This window comes from Halomonas jincaotanensis (genome assembly GCF_018448785.1).
GTDB lineage: Bacteria > Pseudomonadota > Gammaproteobacteria > Pseudomonadales > Halomonadaceae > Halomonas > Halomonas jincaotanensis.
The window spans coordinates 172,358-191,656 of record NZ_JAHCLU010000006.1 but is presented as its reverse complement, the minus strand read 5'-3'; the positions used below and the strand labels follow the sequence as shown (position 1 = coordinate 191,656).

General features: G+C 64.2%; 19 protein-coding genes. 10 read left to right on the top strand and 9 right to left on the bottom strand.

What is annotated here, in order from left to right:
- Positions 1-197: 197 nt before the first annotated feature.
- The gene (locus KG088_RS07495; protein ID WP_213824868.1) at positions 198-956 is read right to left on the bottom strand and encodes a sulfite exporter TauE/SafE family protein; all 759 of its coding nucleotides are present in this window, start codon (positions 954-956) and stop codon (positions 198-200) included.
- A 141-nt stretch (positions 957-1,097) separates the two neighbouring features.
- Between KG088_RS07495 and KG088_RS07490 the strand changes: the two genes are divergently transcribed.
- The 10 genes from KG088_RS07490 (at position 1,098) to KG088_RS07445 (ending at position 11,702) form a co-directional block, all read left to right on the top strand.
- A complete protein-coding gene (locus KG088_RS07490) occupies positions 1,098-1,940 on the top strand; it encodes a cyanophycinase (RefSeq protein WP_213824867.1) in 843 nt (280 codons plus the stop codon).
- A 2-nt stretch (positions 1,941-1,942) separates the two neighbouring features.
- On the top strand, positions 1,943-4,573 hold the full coding sequence (gene cphA, locus KG088_RS07485; RefSeq protein WP_213824866.1) for a cyanophycin synthetase: 2,631 nt from the start codon (positions 1,943-1,945) through the stop codon (positions 4,571-4,573).
- Entirely contained in the window at positions 4,573-5,745 is a 1,173-nt protein-coding gene (gene iadA, locus KG088_RS07480; protein WP_250148123.1) for a beta-aspartyl-peptidase, read from the top strand. The genes cphA and iadA overlap by 1 nt, the downstream gene beginning before the upstream one ends.
- Before the next feature lie 129 nt (positions 5,746-5,874).
- The gene (locus KG088_RS07475) at positions 5,875-6,552 is read left to right on the top strand and encodes a methylamine utilization protein (RefSeq protein ID WP_213824865.1); all 678 of its coding nucleotides are present in this window, start codon (positions 5,875-5,877) and stop codon (positions 6,550-6,552) included.
- Positions 6,553-8,787, top strand: coding sequence for a putative bifunctional diguanylate cyclase/phosphodiesterase (locus tag KG088_RS07470; protein ID WP_213824864.1), 2,235 nt, complete (start codon positions 6,553-6,555; stop codon positions 8,785-8,787). It begins immediately after the preceding gene.
- Complete coding sequence (locus tag KG088_RS07465) at positions 8,784-9,713, top strand: DUF3034 family protein (protein ID WP_250148122.1); 930 nt, start codon at positions 8,784-8,786, stop codon at positions 9,711-9,713. Before KG088_RS07470 ends, KG088_RS07465 begins: the two co-directional genes overlap by 4 nt.
- Positions 9,714-9,726: 13 nt before the next feature.
- Entirely contained in the window at positions 9,727-10,167 is a 441-nt protein-coding gene (locus KG088_RS07460) for a group I truncated hemoglobin (protein WP_213824863.1), read from the top strand.
- Between the two features lie 183 nt (positions 10,168-10,350).
- Complete coding sequence (locus tag KG088_RS07455; protein WP_213824862.1) at positions 10,351-10,791, top strand: DUF4870 family protein; 441 nt, start codon at positions 10,351-10,353, stop codon at positions 10,789-10,791.
- Positions 10,788-11,357: a cytochrome c oxidase subunit 3 family protein gene (locus tag KG088_RS07450; RefSeq protein ID WP_213824861.1), complete on the top strand. Its 570-nt coding sequence runs from the start codon at positions 10,788-10,790 to the stop codon at positions 11,355-11,357. Before KG088_RS07455 ends, KG088_RS07450 begins: the two co-directional genes overlap by 4 nt.
- 54 nt (positions 11,358-11,411) lie before the next feature.
- On the top strand, positions 11,412-11,702 hold the full coding sequence (locus KG088_RS07445) for a cytochrome C oxidase subunit IV family protein (RefSeq protein ID WP_213824860.1): 291 nt from the start codon (positions 11,412-11,414) through the stop codon (positions 11,700-11,702).
- Positions 11,703-11,717: 15 nt separating this feature from the next.
- Here the strand turns inward: KG088_RS07445 and KG088_RS07440 are convergent, their stop codons facing one another.
- The 8 genes from KG088_RS07440 to KG088_RS07405 form a co-directional block, all read right to left on the bottom strand.
- On the bottom strand, positions 11,718-11,927 hold the full coding sequence (locus KG088_RS07440; protein WP_213824859.1) for a hypothetical protein: 210 nt from the start codon (positions 11,925-11,927) through the stop codon (positions 11,718-11,720).
- A gap of 29 nt (positions 11,928-11,956) precedes the next feature.
- Positions 11,957-13,906 (bottom strand): nitric oxide reductase activation protein NorD, encoded by a 1,950-nt coding sequence (locus KG088_RS07435; protein ID WP_250148121.1) that lies wholly within the window; start codon positions 13,904-13,906, stop codon positions 11,957-11,959.
- A gap of 10 nt (positions 13,907-13,916) precedes the next feature.
- Positions 13,917-14,729 carry a CbbQ/NirQ/NorQ/GpvN family protein gene (locus KG088_RS07430; protein WP_213824858.1) on the bottom strand — a complete coding sequence of 271 codons (813 nt, stop codon included), beginning with the start codon at positions 14,727-14,729 and terminating at the stop codon, positions 13,917-13,919.
- Between the two features lie 57 nt (positions 14,730-14,786).
- The gene (locus tag KG088_RS07425) at positions 14,787-16,142 is read right to left on the bottom strand and encodes a cbb3-type cytochrome c oxidase subunit I (RefSeq protein ID WP_213824857.1); all 1,356 of its coding nucleotides are present in this window, start codon (positions 16,140-16,142) and stop codon (positions 14,787-14,789) included.
- Between the two features lie 50 nt (positions 16,143-16,192).
- Entirely contained in the window at positions 16,193-16,645 is a 453-nt protein-coding gene (locus tag KG088_RS07420) for a c-type cytochrome (protein ID WP_213824856.1), read from the bottom strand.
- 206 nt (positions 16,646-16,851) lie between these two features.
- Positions 16,852-17,238, bottom strand: coding sequence for a SirB2 family protein (locus KG088_RS07415; protein WP_213824921.1), 387 nt, complete (start codon positions 17,236-17,238; stop codon positions 16,852-16,854).
- Positions 17,239-17,280: 42 nt separating this feature from the next.
- Positions 17,281-18,495 carry an NnrS family protein gene (locus KG088_RS07410; protein ID WP_213824855.1) on the bottom strand — a complete coding sequence of 405 codons (1,215 nt, stop codon included), beginning with the start codon at positions 18,493-18,495 and terminating at the stop codon, positions 17,281-17,283.
- Between the two features lie 141 nt (positions 18,496-18,636).
- Positions 18,637-19,095: a 2-hydroxyacyl-CoA dehydratase gene (locus KG088_RS07405; protein ID WP_213824854.1), complete on the bottom strand. Its 459-nt coding sequence runs from the start codon at positions 19,093-19,095 to the stop codon at positions 18,637-18,639.
- Positions 19,096-19,299 lie beyond the last annotated feature (204 nt).

Genomic DNA, 19,299 nt, shown 5'->3' with positions numbered 1-19,299 from the left:
TTTTGTCATTTTAGTTGCGGTCACCATCGGTGTTCCCTCGTATTCCCTGTTGTAGCGTACATTCGGCACATACGTTCGACTATCATGAACCTACTTTACCGACTGTACAGGCAGAAGCGATGCTTTCCATGCGATTTTCGTGGTTTTACCCCCAATTTGCCTAAATCAATAGTATAAGGTCACGCTAACACTGGCTCTCAGGCTGCCAGCAACCTCTGAACCCCCAGCCAGGTCAAGCGCACGGCAAGCAGGGTCAGTACCCACTTGAAGAGGAAATCGAAGCGATGGTCGGTCACTCGGTGAAGCAGCCGCAGCCCGAGCCAGGTGCCGACAAACCCCGCCGCCACCATGATCAAAATAAGCACCAACCAGTCACGAAAAACGAAGCCGGCCACCCCGAACACAAACGCCTTGGTGAGATGCTGAAGCAACATGCATGCCGAGAAGGTGGCGACACTTGCCAGACGACCCGCCTGACCTTGTTTGATGAAAGCGGCCACCAGCGGCCCACTCGCCCCGACCAGGCTTGACAGCAAGGTAGTGATGGCTCCAGCGACGAAAACCCCAACGCGGCCCAGGGCGCGTTTCGGCAAGCCCGAGCCCCAACAGGTGTAGAGGACGAAGGCGGCGATGCATAACTCCAGTATCCCGGCCGGCAGCCGCACCAGCAGCCAGGCTGCGACCAGCGCCCCCAACATCGCACCTGGGACAAAGGCGGCGAGCACAGCGCGGTCCACATGGCGCCAGGTCATCGCGGCTCGCCCGGCATTGGAGCCCAACTGCACCATGCCGTGCACCGGAATCAACGCTGCAGCGGGCATCACCTGTGCCAGCGCCATGATCATCAATACGCCGCCACCTACCCCGACGGCAGCTGTCAATGCCGACGTTGCAACCGACAGCAGTATCAACACCAGGTTGATACCACCCCCCAGTGGCGAGAGCGCGTCTAGCATCTCGTGCCAGTCAGCAAGGGCGTGCTACAGACTCGCATGGCTGTTATAAAGGTCGAAGCAGGCATTAGATAAGCCAACATTACTCGCACGGACATTGCTTCGGCATTTCCTCTAAAAGCGTCGCTGGGCGACGAAAGGATTATGGCCTCTGAACTCTCCGCCCGACATGGACATATCGTGGCCATAGGGGGTGCCGAAGACAAGACATCCGAGCTTGAAATTCTCAAGCGGGTTTTCGAGCTGGCGCCTGAGGGCAATGGCGAAGTCTCGGTGATCGCAACAGCCAGCAGCATTCCCGACCAAGTACTCCCTGCCTACGAAGCGGCTTTCGAACGCCTGGGGGCGAGCCGCATCCACAAACTCGACATAGAGGATCGTAAGCAGGCGTCCGACCCCGAGAACGTCGCGCTGATCAATCAGAGCGGGGTGATCTTTTTCACCGGCGGTGACCAGCTGCGTTTGACCAATGTGTTCGGCGGCTCAACGGTGCTGACCGCTATCCGCGAACGCTGGATGTCGGGGGCCGTGGTCGCGGGCACCAGTGCCGGCGCAGCGGCCATGCCGGGCACCATGATCTATAATGGGGCGGCAACTGACGCGCTTCGCAAGGGGGCGGTAAACATGACCTTCGGGCTCGGCCTCGTCGATGGCCTGATCATCGATAGTCATTTCCTTGAGCGCGGTCGGTTCACGCGCCTGATGGAAGTCGGAGCGACCAATCCGGAGTACCTTGGCGTCGGCCTCGGTGAAGACGCCGCCGTGATCATCCATCAGAACCAGATTCTTGAAGCCGTCGGTCCCGGGCACGTCATTCTTATCGATAGCCAGGACCTGGCGAGTTCCAATATCGCTGACCTACGGATGGGCGAAGCGGTGGCCGTTGAAAACATGATCCTGCACGCCATGGTCAGCGGTCACGGCTTCGATGTCGAAGCACGACGCTATCTCGTCCCAAGCGAGCTCAGAGCCCTATTGGAGAGTTGATCATGCAGATCCTCGAGCATCGCGCGCTGCGCGGCCCGAATTACTATAGTCGCTATCGCGCTATCTTCATGCGCCTGGACATCGGAGAGTTGGAGGAGCGTCCCAGCGACACCGTTCCCGGCATTGTCGGGCGCCTCACCACCCTGATACCCAGCCTGCAGGAACACCGCTGTTCGGTGGGCCGGCCCGGCGGATTCCTGGAGCGCCTGGAGCGCGGCACCTGGGCTGGACACGTCGTTGAGCACGTGGCGATCGAGCTGCAGAACCTGATCGGCTTCTCGGTGGGCTATGGCAAGACCATCGACAGCTACGACACCGGTATCTACAACGTCATCTATCGTTACCGCGACGAGGCCTGCGGCCTGGCGGCCGGGGTCGAGGCAGTGGATCTCGTCACGCAGCTGTTCAACGACGGTGAGATCGACCTGGAGGGCATCCTCGACCGCCTCAGGCAGGTGCGCGACCACCACATGCTCGGTCCCTCCACCGCCTCCATCGTCGAGGCTGCCATGCGCCGCGGCATCCCCTATACCCGACTCAGCGAGGAGAGCAGCTACATTCAGCTGGGGCACGGCCGCCGCCAGAAGCGCATCCAGGCCACGGTAACCTGCCAGACCGACCTGATCGGCTACAGCATCGCCGATGACAAGGACTGGACCAAGCAGATCCTCGGCGATGCCGGCATTCCGGTACCCCAGGGGAGAGTGTGCGGCTCCTTCGACGAAGCCCTCGACGCCGCTCGCGACATCGGCTATCCCGTCGCGGTGAAGCCGGTCATCGGCAACCATGGCCGTGGCGTGAGCACCAACATCGAGGACGACCACACCCTGCGCGAGGCCTTCGATATCGCCGCCCACCGCAACCCCTCGGTCATTGTCGAGCAGTACGTCCGTGGCGAGGACCATCGCCTGCTGGTCATCGACGGCAAGCTGGTGGCCGCCGCCAGGCGACGCCCGGCGCATGTGGTCGGCGACGGGGTTGCCACCCTGCAGGCCCTGGTGGAGAGGGAAAACCAGGACCCACGGCGCGGTATCGGCCACGAGAACCTGCTCACCCAGATACAGATCGACGATCAATCTCTACGTCTGATCGAGCAGCAGAACCTGACCCTGCAGAGCGTGATACCGGCCGGCGAGATGGTCTTCCTCAAGCCGACGGCAAACCTCAGCACCGGGGGCACGGCCACCGACGTGACCGATGATGTCCATCCCGAGGTGAAGCACGCAGCGGAGCGCATCTCGCGCTTGGTGGGCCTCGACATCATCGGCATTGATCTGCTCGCCGAGACCCTGAGCCGGCCCCTGGAGGATCAGTCGGCCGGCGTGGTGGAGGTGAATGCCGGCCCCGGCTTTCGCATGCACATCTCGCCCACCCACGGCACCGGTCGCGATGTCGGCCACCATGTCGTCAACATGCTGTTCCCCGACCCCGAGAGCAACGCGCGCATTCCCATCGTCGCGGTCTCCGGCACCAACGGCAAGACCACCACGGTGCGCCTCATCTCCTACCTGTTGCGCCAGGCGGGACGCAACGTGGGCATGGCCTGTACCGGGGCCATCGAGATCGACAATCACGTCGTCATGCGCGGCGACTACAGCGGCCCCCAGGCGGCAGCGATCGTGCTGCGCGAACCCACGGTCGAGTACGCCGTCCTCGAGGTCGCCCGCGGCGGCATCATGCGCCGCGGTCTGGGCTTCGACGAGTGCGACGTGGGGGTGCTGCTCAACATCGCCAGCGACCACTTGGGCGAGCACGATATCCGTACCCTGGACGAACTGGCACGCTGCAAGACCGTGGTGATCGATGCCGTCTGCAAGACCGGGACCGCCGTGCTCAATGCCGACGATCCGCGTGTCCTGGCCGGCCAGGAATGGGCGCGTGGCGAGGTCGTCTTCTTCACCATGGATCCCGACTCGCGGCCGGTCCGACAGCATGTCCGCGAACACGGAGTGGCCTTCACCGTCCACAACGAGCGCATCGTGATGCGCCAGGGCCATGTCGAGGCCGAGGTGATCCCGGTGGTGGACGTGCCGATCACCTTCGAGGGACACGCCACCTTCAACGTCGCCAACGCCCTGGCTGCGAGTGCCGCGGCCTATGCCTTGGGGCTCTCGATCGCCGATATCCAGATGGGACTGCGCACCTTCCATCCCACCCCGGGACAGAACCCCGGACGCACCAACCTCATCGAAGCCGACGGTATCAAGGTGCTCATCGACTACGGGCATAACGTGCCTGCCCTCGAGGCCCTCAGTGGGCTGGTCGACCGGATCCCCGCCGGGCGGCGTATCGGCGTGGCCAGCGCTCCGGGGAATCGCCGCGACGAGGACCTGTTCAGCCTGGGCACCCTGCTCGCGCGGATGCATGACATCGTCTACATCTACGAGACCGATTCCCGCGGTCGTACGCCCGGCGAGGCCGCCGGCCTGCTGCGTGACGGCGCCGAATCAGTGGGCGGTACCTGCCGGGTGGAGATCATCATGGAGGAAGCCCAGGCCGTCGACAAGGCCTTCGACGAGGCAAGCCAGGGCGACCTGCTGGTGCTGCTGATCGATGACATCACCGGTGCTATCGAGCGCTTCCGAGGCAGGCGCTTCTCGCCGGCGCATGAATTCGCCGGCGAGTCGATCTGATGGCATTCGACTTGATGGAAGTGACGGACGAGCCCCTGCTGACACTGCTGCGGGTGGGGCGCATTCAGGCGCCTGAGTCGCTTGCAGCCACCGACATCCTGATCGCCGACGGTCGCATCGCCGCTTTGGGGCAGGATATTGAGGTCCCGACGGATTGGCCGGTCAGGGTCGTGGAGGCACGCGACCTGATTGCCGTGCCCGCCTTCATCGATCAGCACGTCCACGTGACGGGCGGTGGCGGCGAAGGAGGCTGCGGCAACCGCTGCCCGGAGATTACCGCAGAGGAGATCGCCTCGATGGGCATCGCCACGGTGGTGGGGGTGCTGGGCACCGACAGCATCAGCCGTTCCCCGGCGGACCTTCTCGCCAAGGTGCGCGGGCTGCGTGCCGAGGGCATCGCCGCCTACATGTACACCGGCGCCTATCGCTTCCCGCCACCGACGCTTACCGGCGACGTGCAGCGCGACCTGGCCTGGATTCCCGAGGTGCTCGGGCTGGGCGAGCTGGCGATCTCGGATCATCGCTCCAGCCAGCCGCGCCAGGACGAGATCGAGCGACTGGTCAGTGAGGTACGAGTCGGTGCCATGCTGGCCGGCAAGCTTGGTATCTGTCACTTCCACCTAGGCGATGGCAAACGCGGCCTGGAGCCGCTGCGCCGGTTGCTCGCTGAGACCGAGATCCCCGCTGACCAGGTCATTCCCACTCACGTCAATCGCCATCGCGCGCTCCTCGAGGAAGCCGCCGACTACGCGCTTAGGTTCGACGCCTGCGTCGACGTCACGGCCTTCGACGAGGTCGGCGAGGAGGACATTTCCGCCTTCGAGGCGGTGTCGTTCCTGCTCGCACGCGGCGTGCCCGCCGAGCGCATCACCATGAGTTCTGACTGCAACGGCAGCCTCCCCGAGTTCGACGCCAAGGGCACCTATCTGGGCATGCGGGTGGCCCGCAATACCGCCCTGATCGCCGACTGGCAACGCCTCGTACACGAGAAGGTCCTACCCCTCGAACAGGCACTCGGCCTGATTGCCGGCAATGTCGCCCGCGTATTGGGGTTGCACGCCGGCAAGGGCCGCCTGGCCGTCGGTTTCGATGCCGATATCACGCTGCTCGATGGCGACTTCCAGCCACAACAGACTTTCGTGGCGGGAAAGTGCGTCTATCGCGTTAACTAGCACGCGGCGTCCCACCATCTCTCTAACTCTCTAAACCCATGTTGTGAAACCCGTCAACGTTGAGGCGTGCTAGCATCGGCTGGATGACTCTAACCATCCACGATGACTGGCACTTATGATGATATCTAGATGAGACACGATACCCTCCTCCTCAGAGGCCTGGCCTGGCTGTGCCTGAGTCTCGTCTTGGCGTCTCCTGCGAGCGGCGCCCAGCTGCAGGTAACCGATGCCAGCACCGGCGAGCCGCTGGCAGATGCCGTGGTCGAGGTGTTGCATCCCGGCACTCCCTCGGCCGCCGGTGACGCGGGCGAGGTCATGCAGCGCGACGCCGCCTTCGTCCCGCGTGTCTCGGTGGTGGCCGTGGATAGCCGCGTCAGCTTCCCCAACCGCGACACCACCCGCCATCACGTCTTTTCCTTTTCGCCGGCCAAGGTCTTCGACCTGGAACTCTATCTACAGGAAACCCCGCCACCGGTGACCTTCGACCAGGCGGGCGTGGTGGTGCTGGGCTGCAATATCCACGACCACATGCGGGCCTTCATCGTGGTCAGCAACGCCCCCCGCATCGCCAGGACCGGCGCCGACGGCCGTGTTGCCCTACCCGGTCTTCCGGCGGGTCGCCATGCGTTGCGCATCTGGCATCCTCGTCTGGAGGACACGCATCAGCAGTGGTGGGAAGGACAGATCAGCCGGGGTGAAACCCGTACCGTGGCCCTCGACCTCGAGGCCAGCCTGCCGGTACGCGCAGAGCCCTCGGCACTGCAGGAGCGTTTCAGGCAGGCACTGCAAGACCGCGAGGGGTCGTGAATGTCGTTTCGCCGCCGCCTTCTGCTGGTGATGCTGGCCGTGGCCGTCGTCGCGCAGCTGGTGGCCGCCGGGGCCACGCTGCGAACGCTTCAGCAGGACACGCTGGCACGCGGCGAGCGCGAACTCGGCGTGGGGCTGGATGTCACGCTTCAGTTGCTTGAAGAACGCGGCCGGCGGCTACGCGACAACGTCGCGATACTCGCCGAGGACTTCGGCTTCAAGAGCGCCGTCGCCACCCAGGACACCGATACCTTGGTCAGTGTGCTCGCCAATCACGGCGACCGTGCCAATGCCGATATGGTGCTGCTCGGCAACCCCGAGGGCCGGCTGCTGGCCAGCAGCCACCATTCACCCGACATCGCCCTGCCCTTTCCCGAGCTCTGGCAACAGGCACGCCAGGATGGCGAGGCCGTCGAGGTGGTCATGCACCAGGGGCGCCCCTATCAGTTCGTGCTGATGCCGGTGCGCGCCCCGGGCCTGATCGGCTGGGTCGGCATGGGGTTTCTGCTCGACGCCGAACTCGCCGACGAGATCGGCGCCCTGACCCGTTTGGAAACCCGCTTCGTCGACGAGCAAGCGCACGAGGCACTGGTCGCCGACGACCGTTATCTGACCCGTACCCAACCGCTTTACACCGGCAGTGAAGGACAGGCCTACGCGGTGGCGCAGCAGCGGCGCAGCGACCTGCTCGCCGTCTATGCGGAGCTGCGCTGGCAGCTGCTGATCATCTTCACCCTGACGCTGCTGTTGACCGCCGTGATCGCCGCGCTGAGCGCGCGCAGCATGGGGCGACCGCTGGCCGTTCTCGCCGACGCCGCCCGCCGCATCGGTCACGGCGAGCATCTGCGCGACATCAAGGTATCGCCGAAAGGCGAGATCGGACTGCTGGCCGATACCCTGCTGACCATGCAGGAGGACATCGCCAGACGCGAAACCACGCTGCGCCATCAGTCGCGCCATGATCAGCTCACCAACCTGGCCAACCGCCATTCGGCATTGCAGGACATCGATGCCGCCATCGCCCAGGGCGAGGCTTTTACCCTGCTGCGCCTCTCGATCACCGATTTTCGCACCATCAACGACACCTTCGGCTACGCCATCGGTGATCAGGTATTGAAGGTCCTCGCCGACCGCCTCGACCGCCTGCCCCCGCCGCAGATCGACGCCTACCGCCTCAGCGGCGACGAATTTCTGCTGCGCCTGGCAGCGCCCGAGGCCGAGCCCGACTGGCTGGCGGCACTGCAGGAGCGCCTGGCCCAGCCGATCGATCTGGAAGGCACGCCGATTCGCCTGACGCTCGCCATCGGCGAGGTGCGCTATCCCGTGCACGGGGACAATGCCACGTTGTTACTGCGGCGTGCCGAAATCGCTCTCGACATGGCCCGACGTGCCCGGCGATGGCATCAGGGCTACCAGGAAGGGCAGGACGAGCTGCACCTGCGTCAGCTGACCCTGGTACGCGACCTGCAGGAAGCCGTCACACACGGCCAGCTGACCCTGGTCTATCAACCCCAGCTCGATGCCCGCACCGGGCGTCTTTCCGGCGTCGAGGCACTGATGCGCTGGCATCACCCGACTCTGGGCTTCATTCCGCCGGACGAGTTCATTTCACTCGCCGAGCAATCGGGGCATATTCACCGCCTGACCCATTGGATGCTGGACACCGTCTGCCGCCAGCTCCGCACCTGGGACCAACAAGGCTGTTCACTGGTGGCCGCCGTCAATCTCTCGGCCAAGGACGTCGCCGATATCAGCCTGCCCGCACGGCTGTGCGCTTGCCTGGCAGAATACGCCATCGGGCCTGAGCGCCTGCGACTCGAAATCACCGAAAGCGCCATCATGCAGGACCCCGAACACGCCAGCCGGCAGCTCGACGAGCTGCGCCGGGCCGGGCTGCGTATCGCCGTGGACGACTTCGGCACCGGCTACTCGTCGCTGGCTCAGCTCAAACGCCTGCCGGTCCAGGAGCTCAAGATCGACAAGTCGTTCATCCTCAAGCTCGAGGAAAGCGCCGACGACGAGATCATCGTGCGCTCGACCATCGAGCTCGGCCACAACCTGGGCCTCGAGATCGTCGCCGAGGGCGTGGAAACCGCCGCCGCCCGGTCGCTGCTCGAACGTCTCGGCTGCGACACTCTCCAAGGCTATCTGATCTCGAGGCCGCTGGCGGCCGAGCGTATCGTCGACTGGGCCATCCACCATCAGGCCTCCCCATCCGAGGAGCAGATCCCATGACCCACCCATCGCGGCTCACCTCCCCTCTCTTCATCCCGCTCTCTATGGGGAAGATAGGGTTGTGGAAGGCTATGGGAAAGATAGGGTTATGGATGGCATTGTGGATAGGCCTGCTGCTCTGGGCGACCATCGCCGCCTCCCCCGCCTGGGCCGGCAGTCGACTGCTGGGTACCGGTGGCGTGACGCAGATCGAGGGTGCCGCCGGTGGTGGTCTCTCACCATGGGGAGTGCTGGCCGGCACCGCCAGCGAGGGCGAATGGGCCATCACCGCGAGCCGCAGCGAGGCACGACTCGACGACTACCGGCTCACGGCCAGTGGGGTCGCACTCAACTGGCAGGACCGGCTCGAGGTGTCGTTTGCCCGACAACGGCTGGGCCTGGACACCCTGGGCGGCGAGCTGCAACAGGACATCCACGGCCTCAAGCTGCGTCTACTCGGCGACGTGCTCTATCATCCCTGGGGCGTCTGGAGCCTTGGCGTGCAGCACAAGCGCCTGGATGACGGCAGCCTGGCCCGCGCGGTAGGCGCCGAGTCGACCCAGGGCAACGACATCTACTTGAGTGGCAGCAAGCTGCTGTTCGACGCCGTGGCCGGCCGCAACCTGCTGGTCAACCTCACGCTGCGCTCGACTCGGGCCAACCAGGGCGGCCTGCTGGGCTTCGGTGGCGACCGGGAATCGAGCCGCTCGCTGGTCGCCGAAGGTTCCGTGGGCCTCTTTCTGACTCCGAACTGGGTGGTGGGCGTGGAGTATCGACAAAAGCCCGACAACCTCGACTTCGCCCGCGAGGATGACTGGCAGGATCTCTACAGCGCCTATTTCTTCAACAAGCATGTGTCGCTGACCGGTGCCTGGCTCGACCTGGGCTCGATCGCCGGCCTGGACCAGCAGCGCGGCGGCTACCTGTCGCTGCAGGTCGCCTTCTAGACAGGAGTCCTTCATGAGCCTCGTCCATCGCCTTATCGTTATCGCCTTGTTGGCCCTGCTGCTGAGCGGCTGCATGCAGCGGCCGACTCCTCCAACGCCGACCCTGTACGCCCAATTGGGCGGCGAGGCGGGCGTAGCGGCGATCGTCGAGGATTTTACCTATCGTCTGGCAGGCGATGACGAGGTCGTCGTGTTCTTCGCCAACTCCAATATCGACCGCTTCGTCGCCTCGCTGGAAGAGCAGATCTGTCACCTCAGCGACGGTCCCTGTGTCTACAGCGGACCGCCCATGGATCGCGCCCACCAGCACATGGGCATCACCGACGCCCACTTCAACGCCTTGGTCGAGCACATGCAGCAGACGCTGATCGATCAAGGCGTTCCCCCTGGACCACGCAATCGGCTGCTAGGGCGCCTGGCCCGCCTGCACGCAGACATCATGTCGCTGCAGTAGAGGCAGTGGAACCGCTCTTATTGTTGCTCACTTGCGGCCAGACGCCTCTCGGCAAAGCGGCCGTGTCTTGATCCAGACCATGAAAAACTGTGCAACCTCGCGCTATAGTGTCATCTGAAATGCATCAAATAACCGGGCCACGTTTCAGGTGCCCGTCAGACATAAGGATGCGAGGTGACTTCCATGTCCAACACCCTGGTCCAACAGTTTCCCGATCAACTAGACAAGGCCGCCAGCGGGCGCGGTGCGGCCATCATCGTCTACATGCTCTTCCTGGGCAGCGTGCTCGCCGTGGTCACCGCCCCCGTCGGCGTGCTGATCGCCCACCTCAAGCACCGCCGCGCCGAGCCTTGGGTGCAGAGCCACCTGCAATTCCAGATCCGCACCTTCTGGCTGGGTGTGCTGGGTGGCGGCCTCTTCGTCGTTATCTGGCAGCTGCTGGGGTTGGTGGGCGTACCGCCCATGGCGCCCTGGGCGCTGGGCTATATCTACTTCACCGCCTGTCTGATCTGGATGGTGGGTCGCTGTGGCGTGGGCATCACCCGACTGACCTCCAACCAGCCGGTAACCAACCCGCGCAGCCTGGCCTTCGGTGGAGCCCGGGTGACCCTGCTGGACGAATGACATCCCGCGATCTGCCCAATCCCGGCTGGGGGCCCCTCTCGGCGCTGCCCGGAAACCCACTGATGTGGGTGCTGATCTTAAGCGAGATGCTGGTCTTCAGCGCCTTTTTTGCCCTGTACGCCGTGGAACGGGTGGCGTCGACGGCGCTGTTCGACGCCTCCCAGCGCGAGCTCGACCCGCTGATGGGCGGGCTCAACACCTTGGTGCTGCTGACCAGCGGGCTCTGCGTCGCGCTCGCCGTCGAGGCCGTGAGCGCCGAGCGGATCCGCCGTGCCCGCCAGTGGCTGGGAGCTTCCATGGCGTTGGGCGTGCTGTTCGGCGTGATCAAGGGGGTCGAGTATGCCGGCAAGTTCGAAGCCGGCATCACCCCGGAGACCAACGCCTTCTTCGGCTTCTATTATGGGCTCACTGCCTTTCATTTCGCCCATGTGCTGTTCGGCCTGGCGCTGCTGGCCCTGGTGACCTGGCGCACTTCCACCGAGAACGTGGAGACCGCCGCCGCCTTCTGGCACATGGTCGACCTGATCTGGATCCTGCTTTATCCGCTGCTCTATTTATTGCGCTGAAGGCTCACTATCTGTTGCGCTGAGGGCTCCCTACGGCACTGAATCGGAGATGCCATGACGACGCTGCCCGGTACCCGCCGCCTGCTGACCACCTGGGCCCTGCTGATGGCCCTGACGGTACTGTCGATGGTCTCGGCGCGCCTCGATGCCGACGACTGGCAAGCGTTGCCGCTGTGGTCGGCGGGCCTGGTGATCGCCGCCACCGGCTTCAAGGCCCAACGGCTGCTGATGGTCTATCTCAACCTGCGCGCCGCCACACCGGCCTGGAAGGGCGCGTTTGTGGGGTTGGTACTGCTGACACTGACGCTGATCGCCGGCGGTTACCTGGCGGCGCGGCTGAGCTGAGACAGGCTTGATGCCTCACTGTTCCGATGGCGGCGACGTTGCCCGTGCCCAGCCTTCCAGGAGGCGACCCAGGCGCAGCAGCCCATACACCGCGAACGGCACCAGCAGCATCAGCGCCACGCCCCAGTCGCGGTTGTTGATCAGCCACGCTAGCGGCAGCATCAGCGCTACGGCGGCCAGGCACCAGGCCACCACGGCCAGCAGGAGTCGTGAGCGGGGGGACATGGTGCAATACCTCCTTGATGCGCAATGGCTCAGCTAGCGATAATCTGGCGATAGATCCCCGGCAGCGCCAGGGAGAGGTGTTCGGGGCGCTGCACGATGGCGTAGCCGCCACGGCCGAAAAGGTGCGGGATGTAGCGCCCCGCCTCGCGGTCGATGGTCACACCGAACACTTTCACTTCCTTGCGACGTGCTTCGAGTACCGCCTTGCGGGTGTCCTCGATGCCGTAGCGCCCCTCGTAGTAGTCGTTGTCGTTGGGCTTGCCATCGGTGAGCAGCAGCAACAACCGATGGCGATTGGGCCGCTCGGCGAGCTGCCCGGTCAGGTGACGAATCGCCGGCCCCATGCGGGTATAGCTGCCCGGCTTGAGCGCGGCGATGCGCCGCGAGACCCGCTCCCCCATGGGTTCATCGAAGTCCTTCAGGGTATTGACCCACACCTTGTGTCGCCGCTGGGAGGTGAAGCTGTGGATCGCGTAGTCGTCGCCGCAACCGGCCAGGCCATGGCCGAGTACCAGCAGCGCCTCCTTGGCGACGTCCAGTACCCGGCGATCCTCCAGCCACGCCTCGGTGGATAACGACACGTCCACCAGGATCGACACCGCCAGGTCGCGGGCCTGGGTACGGCTGGCCAGGTAGAGCCGGTCGCTGGACTCGCCGGTGGCGGCCAGGTCGCAGTGGGAACGGATTACCGCGTCCATGTCGAGCTCACCCCCGTCCATCTGGCCACGCAGGATCTCGCGACGCGGGCGCAGCGCCTCGAACTCGCGGCGCACCCGGCGGATGCGTCGGCGCGTCACCTCGTCGGGCGCCCAGTGCTCCCCCTCCTCGCTCTGCACGTCGCTTAGCACCACGCAGTGGTCGGGCAGGTAGACCTGCTTGCGATGGTTCCACTCGGGGTAGGTATGGCGCCCCTTCAACCGGCCGCCGGTGGCCTCGTCCGGGGCCAGGTCGAGGTCGAGCTTTAGACGGGAGGCCGCCTTCTCACGGTTGGGCGACAGCACGATCTCGTCGATCTGGTCGGCGGCCTTCCTGGCGTCCTCCTCTTCCTCGTCTTCCACATGGCGATTGAGGTTCACCATCTCGGCCCAGGAGAGCATCTTCTCCATATTGTTGAGCATCAGCGGGTCGTCACGGTCGGCCTGGTCCTGCTCGCGACGGTCGGCCTTGCGCTTGCCTTGGTCCTCATCGACCGAGGCGGCGGCGCTGGCCATTTCCTCGTCGTCCACGCTCTCCTCGCGAGCGCCGTCGCGGGTGCCCAGGGTCACGGCCTGTCCCCATAGCGGCACCGGCAGCGGTGGGCGATAGCCGCGCGGCGCGCGGAAGTCGTCCAGGGAGAAGGTGGCCTCGCGGATGGCCCGCTGCATGGCCTGACCCCATCGCTCGGCAGGATCGGGGGCGCCCAGCTCGGCGCACAGGGCCGTTTCCAGGGCCGCCTCCATGGGCGGCAGGTGCTTGCGCCGGGGACGAATGGTCAGCAGCTCGCCGCACAGGCGAACGTAGCGGTCCGACATCCCCAGGAAGCGTGCCAGGGCGGCCCCTACAGTGCGACGTGCCTCACGCAGGCGCTGTAGATCGGCCTGCAGCGGGTCCGTGGGCCGCGTCACCGGCCGGGCCTCGGCCAGGAAGGCGGTGAGCCAGAGATAGAGATCGTGGTTGAGGGCGGCCTCGGGAAAGAGCGCCAGCCGCGGCGGCAGCAGCAGGTTCTCCTCGTCGCGGCGGGCCAGGTCGAGGTCCTCCTCGTCGAGTCCCAGGCGCTGGCGCAGGCTCAGCCGATGGGCGGAACCGCGCCGGGCGATGGCGGCCACCTCGACCCCCGCCTCGCCGCCGCCGGCGCGGAAGAAGACGCCGAGCATGGGGCGCAGGCTCTCGAGGCTGACCGCCGCCTCGGGATGGTCCGGATAGCTCGCCGCGCCGGAAGCCCAGCGATGCCAGTGGCGGCCGACGAACTCCTCGACCTCGAGGAAATCGAGCATGGACATGGGAGATACCTCAGCCGAAGGTGGCGCGAATGGCTTCCATGAGTCCTTCCTGGACATCCGCGTCGTCGGAGAGCGGTTCTACCAGCGTCGCGCGAGCGGCTTCCAGAATCGGCATGCCGGCCTGGACCAGGGTGGCGCAGTAGACCAGTAGGCGGGTGGAGACGCCTTCCTCCAGGTCCTGGCCCTTCATGTCGCGCAGGCTGGCCGCCAGGTTGACCAGGGCAGCACACTGGTCGGCCGGCAAGCCGCTCTCGCGGGCCACGATCTCGCGCTCCACCCTGGGGGGTGGGAAGTCGAAGGACATCGCCACGAAGCGCTGACGTGTACTGGGCTTCAGGGACTTGAGGATGTGCTGGTAGCCGGGGTTATACGAGACCACCAACATGAAGTCGTCGGGTGCCTCGAGCAGCTCACCGGTGCGCTCAAGCGGCAGCAGCCGCCGGTCGTCGGTGAGCGGGTGCATCACCACGGTGACGTCCTTGCGCGCCTCTACTACCTCGTCGAGGTAGCAGATACCGCCCTCGCGCACAGCGCGGGTCAGAGGGCCGTCGACCCAGCGGGTCTCGCCGCCCTGCAGCAGGTAGCGCCCGGTGAGGTCGGCGGCGGTCAGGTCATCGTGGCAGGAAACGGTGAACAGCGGCTTGCCGAGTTTCGCCGCCATATGGCTGACAAAGCGGGTCTTGCCGCAGCCGGTCGGCCCCTTGAGCAGCAGCGGCAAGCGTTGCTGGAACGCCTGTTCGAACATGGCGCACTCGTTGCCGACGCTCTCGTAGTAGGGAGTCTCTTGCTCGCTGGCGTTGGCAACCACGGAGGAAAGGGGCATGAATGTCACTCTCGTCAGGGTGAACGGAAGAGGCCCCCGGTCGGGGCCCTCGGGTGGTCAGGCGTGTCCGGGGCCTGCGGTCAATTGGGTGCCACCGGCCGGCACCTGCTGGCGGGCCGGACCAAAGAAGGCATACAGCAGCATTGCTGCGCCGATGGCCACCGCGATACCGGCGCCCAGGCGCATCGCATAGAAAAGACCGAGCTGGCTCTGCACCTCCATGAAGTTCATGCCCAGCACACGCTGCAGGTGGGTCTGGACGACGCCGGCGAAGGTCAGCGTAAAGGTCATGAAGCACATGGCGCTGGTCATGATCCAGAAGCCCCACATGTTCAGTATCTGGTTGTAGGGCTGGACGCGGCGCAGCGCTGGCATGGCGAAGGTGATGATACCGAGGAGCAGCATCACGTAGGCCCCGTAGAAGGCCAGGTGGCCATGAGCGGCAGTGACCTGGGTGCCGTGGCTATAGTAGTTGACCCAGTGCAGGGTGTGCATGAAGCCCCATACCCCGGCGCCGAAGAAGGCCACGGTCGGGCAACCCAGGGACCACAGCATGGCGGCCTTGTTGGGGTGGTTACGGCTACCCTTCCAGAACATGGTGAAGGCGAACACCACCATGGCGAAGAAGGGGATCACCTCTAGAGTGGAGAAGATGCTGCCGATGGGCTGCCAATAGCTCGGCGCGCCGATCCAATAGTAATGGTGGCCGGTGCCCAGCAGGCCCGAGAACAGCGCCAGGCCGACGATGACGTAGAGCCACTTCTCGATCACCTCGCGGTCGACACCGGTCATCTTGATCAGCAGATAGGCGAGCAGCGAGGCCATGATCAGCTCCCAGACCCCCTCGACCCAGAGGTGCACGACCCACCACCAGTAGAGCTTATCCACCGCCAGGTTGGAGGGGTTATAGAAGGCGAACAGCCAGAATACCGCGGCCAGCCACAGGCCCAGCATCAGTACCAGGTTGATGGCGGTCCTGCGACCCTTGAGCAGGGTCATGCTGGTATTGAACAGGAACATCAGGAAGGAGATGGTAATCAGCACCTTGACCCAGAACGGCTGCTCCAGAAACTCGCGCCCCTCGTGGATACCGAACTGATAGCCGACCAGCGCCGCGGCGCCGGCGAAGGCGAAGATCGCCAACTGGATATAGGCGATGGTAGGACTGTGAGTCTCGCGCTCGGCCTCTTCCGGCATCAAATAGTAGGTGGAGCCCATGAAGCCGATCAGCAGCCAGACGATCAGCAGGTTGGTATGGCTGACGCGCATGATGTGGAAAGGCATGATCTCGGCCATGAAGTTAGGCCAGACGTAGACGGTGGCAGCCAGCAGCCCGAAGACGACCTGCAGCGTGAATAGCGCCATGGCCACCATGAAGAATGGCAGGGCGACCTTCTGGGTTTCGTATTTCATCGTTGTCGTTCTCCTTGATTCATCCACCGAGGCTCACGGTAATCATCGGCTCAGCCGGAGGGGTGCGGCGGCCAATCCTGGGCGTCGATACCGTCGGTCCACTCGAGAAAGTCGATCAGCGCTTGCATGTCTGCGTCGCTGAGGTCGTAGGCTGGCATCTGGCGGCGTCCCTCGGACCCCAGTGGCTGGGCACGGATCCAAGCCTCGAGACCGGCGCGTGCGGCCTCGGGATTGGCATGACCGCCGTAGCGTTCCCAGACATTGCCCAGCTCGGGGGCGAAGTAAGCTCCCTCGCCCAAGATGGTGTGGCAATTGATGCACATGTTCTTTTCCCACACTTCCTTGCCGTGCTTGACAGAGTCGGTGAGCCCCTCGCTATCGGTGGAGGTGTTAACCATGTACCAGTGACTGTGGGCCGTCAGCGCGGCGAACAGCAGAAAAAAGAACAGCGACCCGCCATAGAAGATATTGCGGGCCGCCGACTTGTTGAGACCATCAGCCATGAGCCATCCCCCTTGCTCTTCTAGTCTGATTTTCGGCCGATGCCGAAAAACCTTATTAGTAAGATGTATATATTATGCCTCTTTATGCTAGCAGAACTCTCATCACTCATGTCTTGACGAAGATCAAGTCGGAGTGGACAGAGTGTCGCACCGCGAAACTCAGGGCGGTCTCTCAAGGTCAACGCAGATGCGTCATGCCACATAGCTTAGGCCAACCAGGAAAGCGGGCTGTGGCGGATCGCCGTGCCCAGCATGTAGATAAAGATAGCCACCGCGGCCAGGGCGGCAATGGCTCTCGTCGTCGGCGTGCGCCCGCGCTTGATCGCCACGGTGCCCAAGCCAATGTAGAACAACAGGGCCACCAGCTTGGCGCCCAGCCACGGATGCTGGTGGGGCCAGAAAGAGAGCATCAACATCAACACGACGCCCAGCACCAGCAGGAGGGTGTCGATCAGGTGGGGTGCCACCTTCACCCAACGCCGCTGCAGCACCGGCGCCTCGCGCACCGACCACCAGGCCCTCAGCACGAAAAAGAGGATGCTCAGAATGGCGGCGGCGACATGCAGGTGCTTGATCGGCAGGTAGTACTCCAGCACGGCTTGCTCCTTGGCTTCGGGCAGAAACGTAGCGCACGGCTATCCATCCTGGCCATCGGGGCGTGGGCTCAGTAACGGCCCGGTATAGTGAAACAGGAAGATCAGGTACGCCAGGCACCAGAGAACGATAGTCAGGCTGTACGTCCAGTGAGTCAGCTGCGGTAACAGGGCAAGCAACGGAGCACGCAGCAAGGCCGACGCCAGTACCAGCCCGAGGGCCACGCCGATACCCGGCAAGGTACGGATCGCACGCCCGGTATGACCCAGCGAGACTCGTGCCATCATCGCCAGCATCATGGTGCTCATGCCGCCGATCGTCAGGGCATGCACCGCCAGTTCGGCCCGGAACAGGCCCAGCATCGCCAGGGCCCACATGGCCAGGCCCACCGGAATGAAGGCATAACTCGCATGCAAGCCCCAGAGCAGCGGCTCGCGCCAGCTATAAAGCCCGCCCCAGCGCGACAAGCGCACGGTATTGGCCACGGCGGCCAGGCCCATCAGGGTCGTCAGCAGTTCGCCGGGCAGCGACACCCCGAACGTCACCAGTAACTGGCACAACACCACCAGCACGACGCTGCCGAGGCTCGCGTACTCCAGCGCCGGGATAGGGGGCTTGCGGGTCAACCCCAGGCGATTGGCGGTGAACATGGCGATCACCCGGCCGCCGACTACCACCATCAGCAGCGCGATCAGCAATACCGCCAGATAGGAAGCCTGACGGATCAACTCGGCGTCGCCGCTCGATACCCCCAGGTGCATGACCAGGTTGGCGATGGCCAGCAGACCCAGGGCCGGCAGGAAGATCAGGTTGCGCCAGCGCTTCGCCTCGATCACCAGCATGGCCATGACCCCCGCCACTACCGGCAGGAAAGCAAGGTCGACCAGCACCGGCAGCCAGGTCGGCAGGCCCAGGGGAAAGGCCATCAGCAGGCGCCCCGCCAACCATAACCCGACCAGCGCCAGCAGCGATCCTCCCTTGAGGCTGGGCAGCCCGGTCCAGTTCTGCACCGCGGTGAGCAGAAACCCCGCTACCACGGCGGCGGCGAAGCCGAACAGCATCTCGTGCTGATGCCAGAACATCAGACCACCGTAGGGACGCAGCAGGATGAGGCCGTGCCAGAAGGCGAACCACACCCCCAGGGAGAGCACGCCGAACAGCGCAGCCAACAGGAAGAAGGGGCGAAAGGCCAGACGCGCCACCGGCAAGCGTGTAAGGGTGGAGAGGCGGACGAAAGAGGAAGAAGATGACGGCATGGCGCTATACCCGACTGGAACGCTTGGATATGGCCATTGTGCGCCACTCTCGTTGCTCCTTCCATGACAAGTATCAAGAATACTTCTTATGTCACAGCCTTCATGCTCGACCGACGACACCTCCGCAAGGTCATCAGAGAGTCAGTAGATCTCGAGCCGGGCGATATCTCGGCTCTGCAAGCGCGCTTCTGCATCCTGATGCGTCGCTAACTGCTGAAAGAGCTCAGCTTCCTCTGGCATCTCAGCCAACTCGGCGCGCAGCAGGTACATATCCTTGAGAAGTTGATGAGCGGTCATGACGTTGGCCAGGATATCGTGCACATCGTGACAACCCGTACAAAGGGGCACGCGCTCCAGCAAGCTTGGATGCGCGAAATTCTGGTGGTCGATTAACCAGGTGGTGAGCAATCCCTCGTCGGCATCCTCGAGATAGCGGGCCATGGCGTCGCGCATGCGCTGCTCGCGACCAGCCAGGAATATGAGTGCCATTTTCATACGCTCGTCCGGCTGCTGGTCCGCCAGGGTCGTGTATTGATCTGACAGCCGAGCATGAAAATCGTGAATCCATTCGAGTAGATCCTTTACCTGTCGAAAAGCCATGTCGCTTCTCCAAAAATATCGGTGATTGAATAGTGCTCAGCTTCCCCGCGACAACAGCATCGCCTGTATCAGACCGGCCGGGCCGCCCGTCTGGCAGAAATGGCCGCCAGTGGCTTATCGCGGCCGGCGACGAACTCCCCAACTACCGATTACTGGTGCGACTATCTGGACTAATCTGTATCAAGGCGACCCCACTGGTGGCAA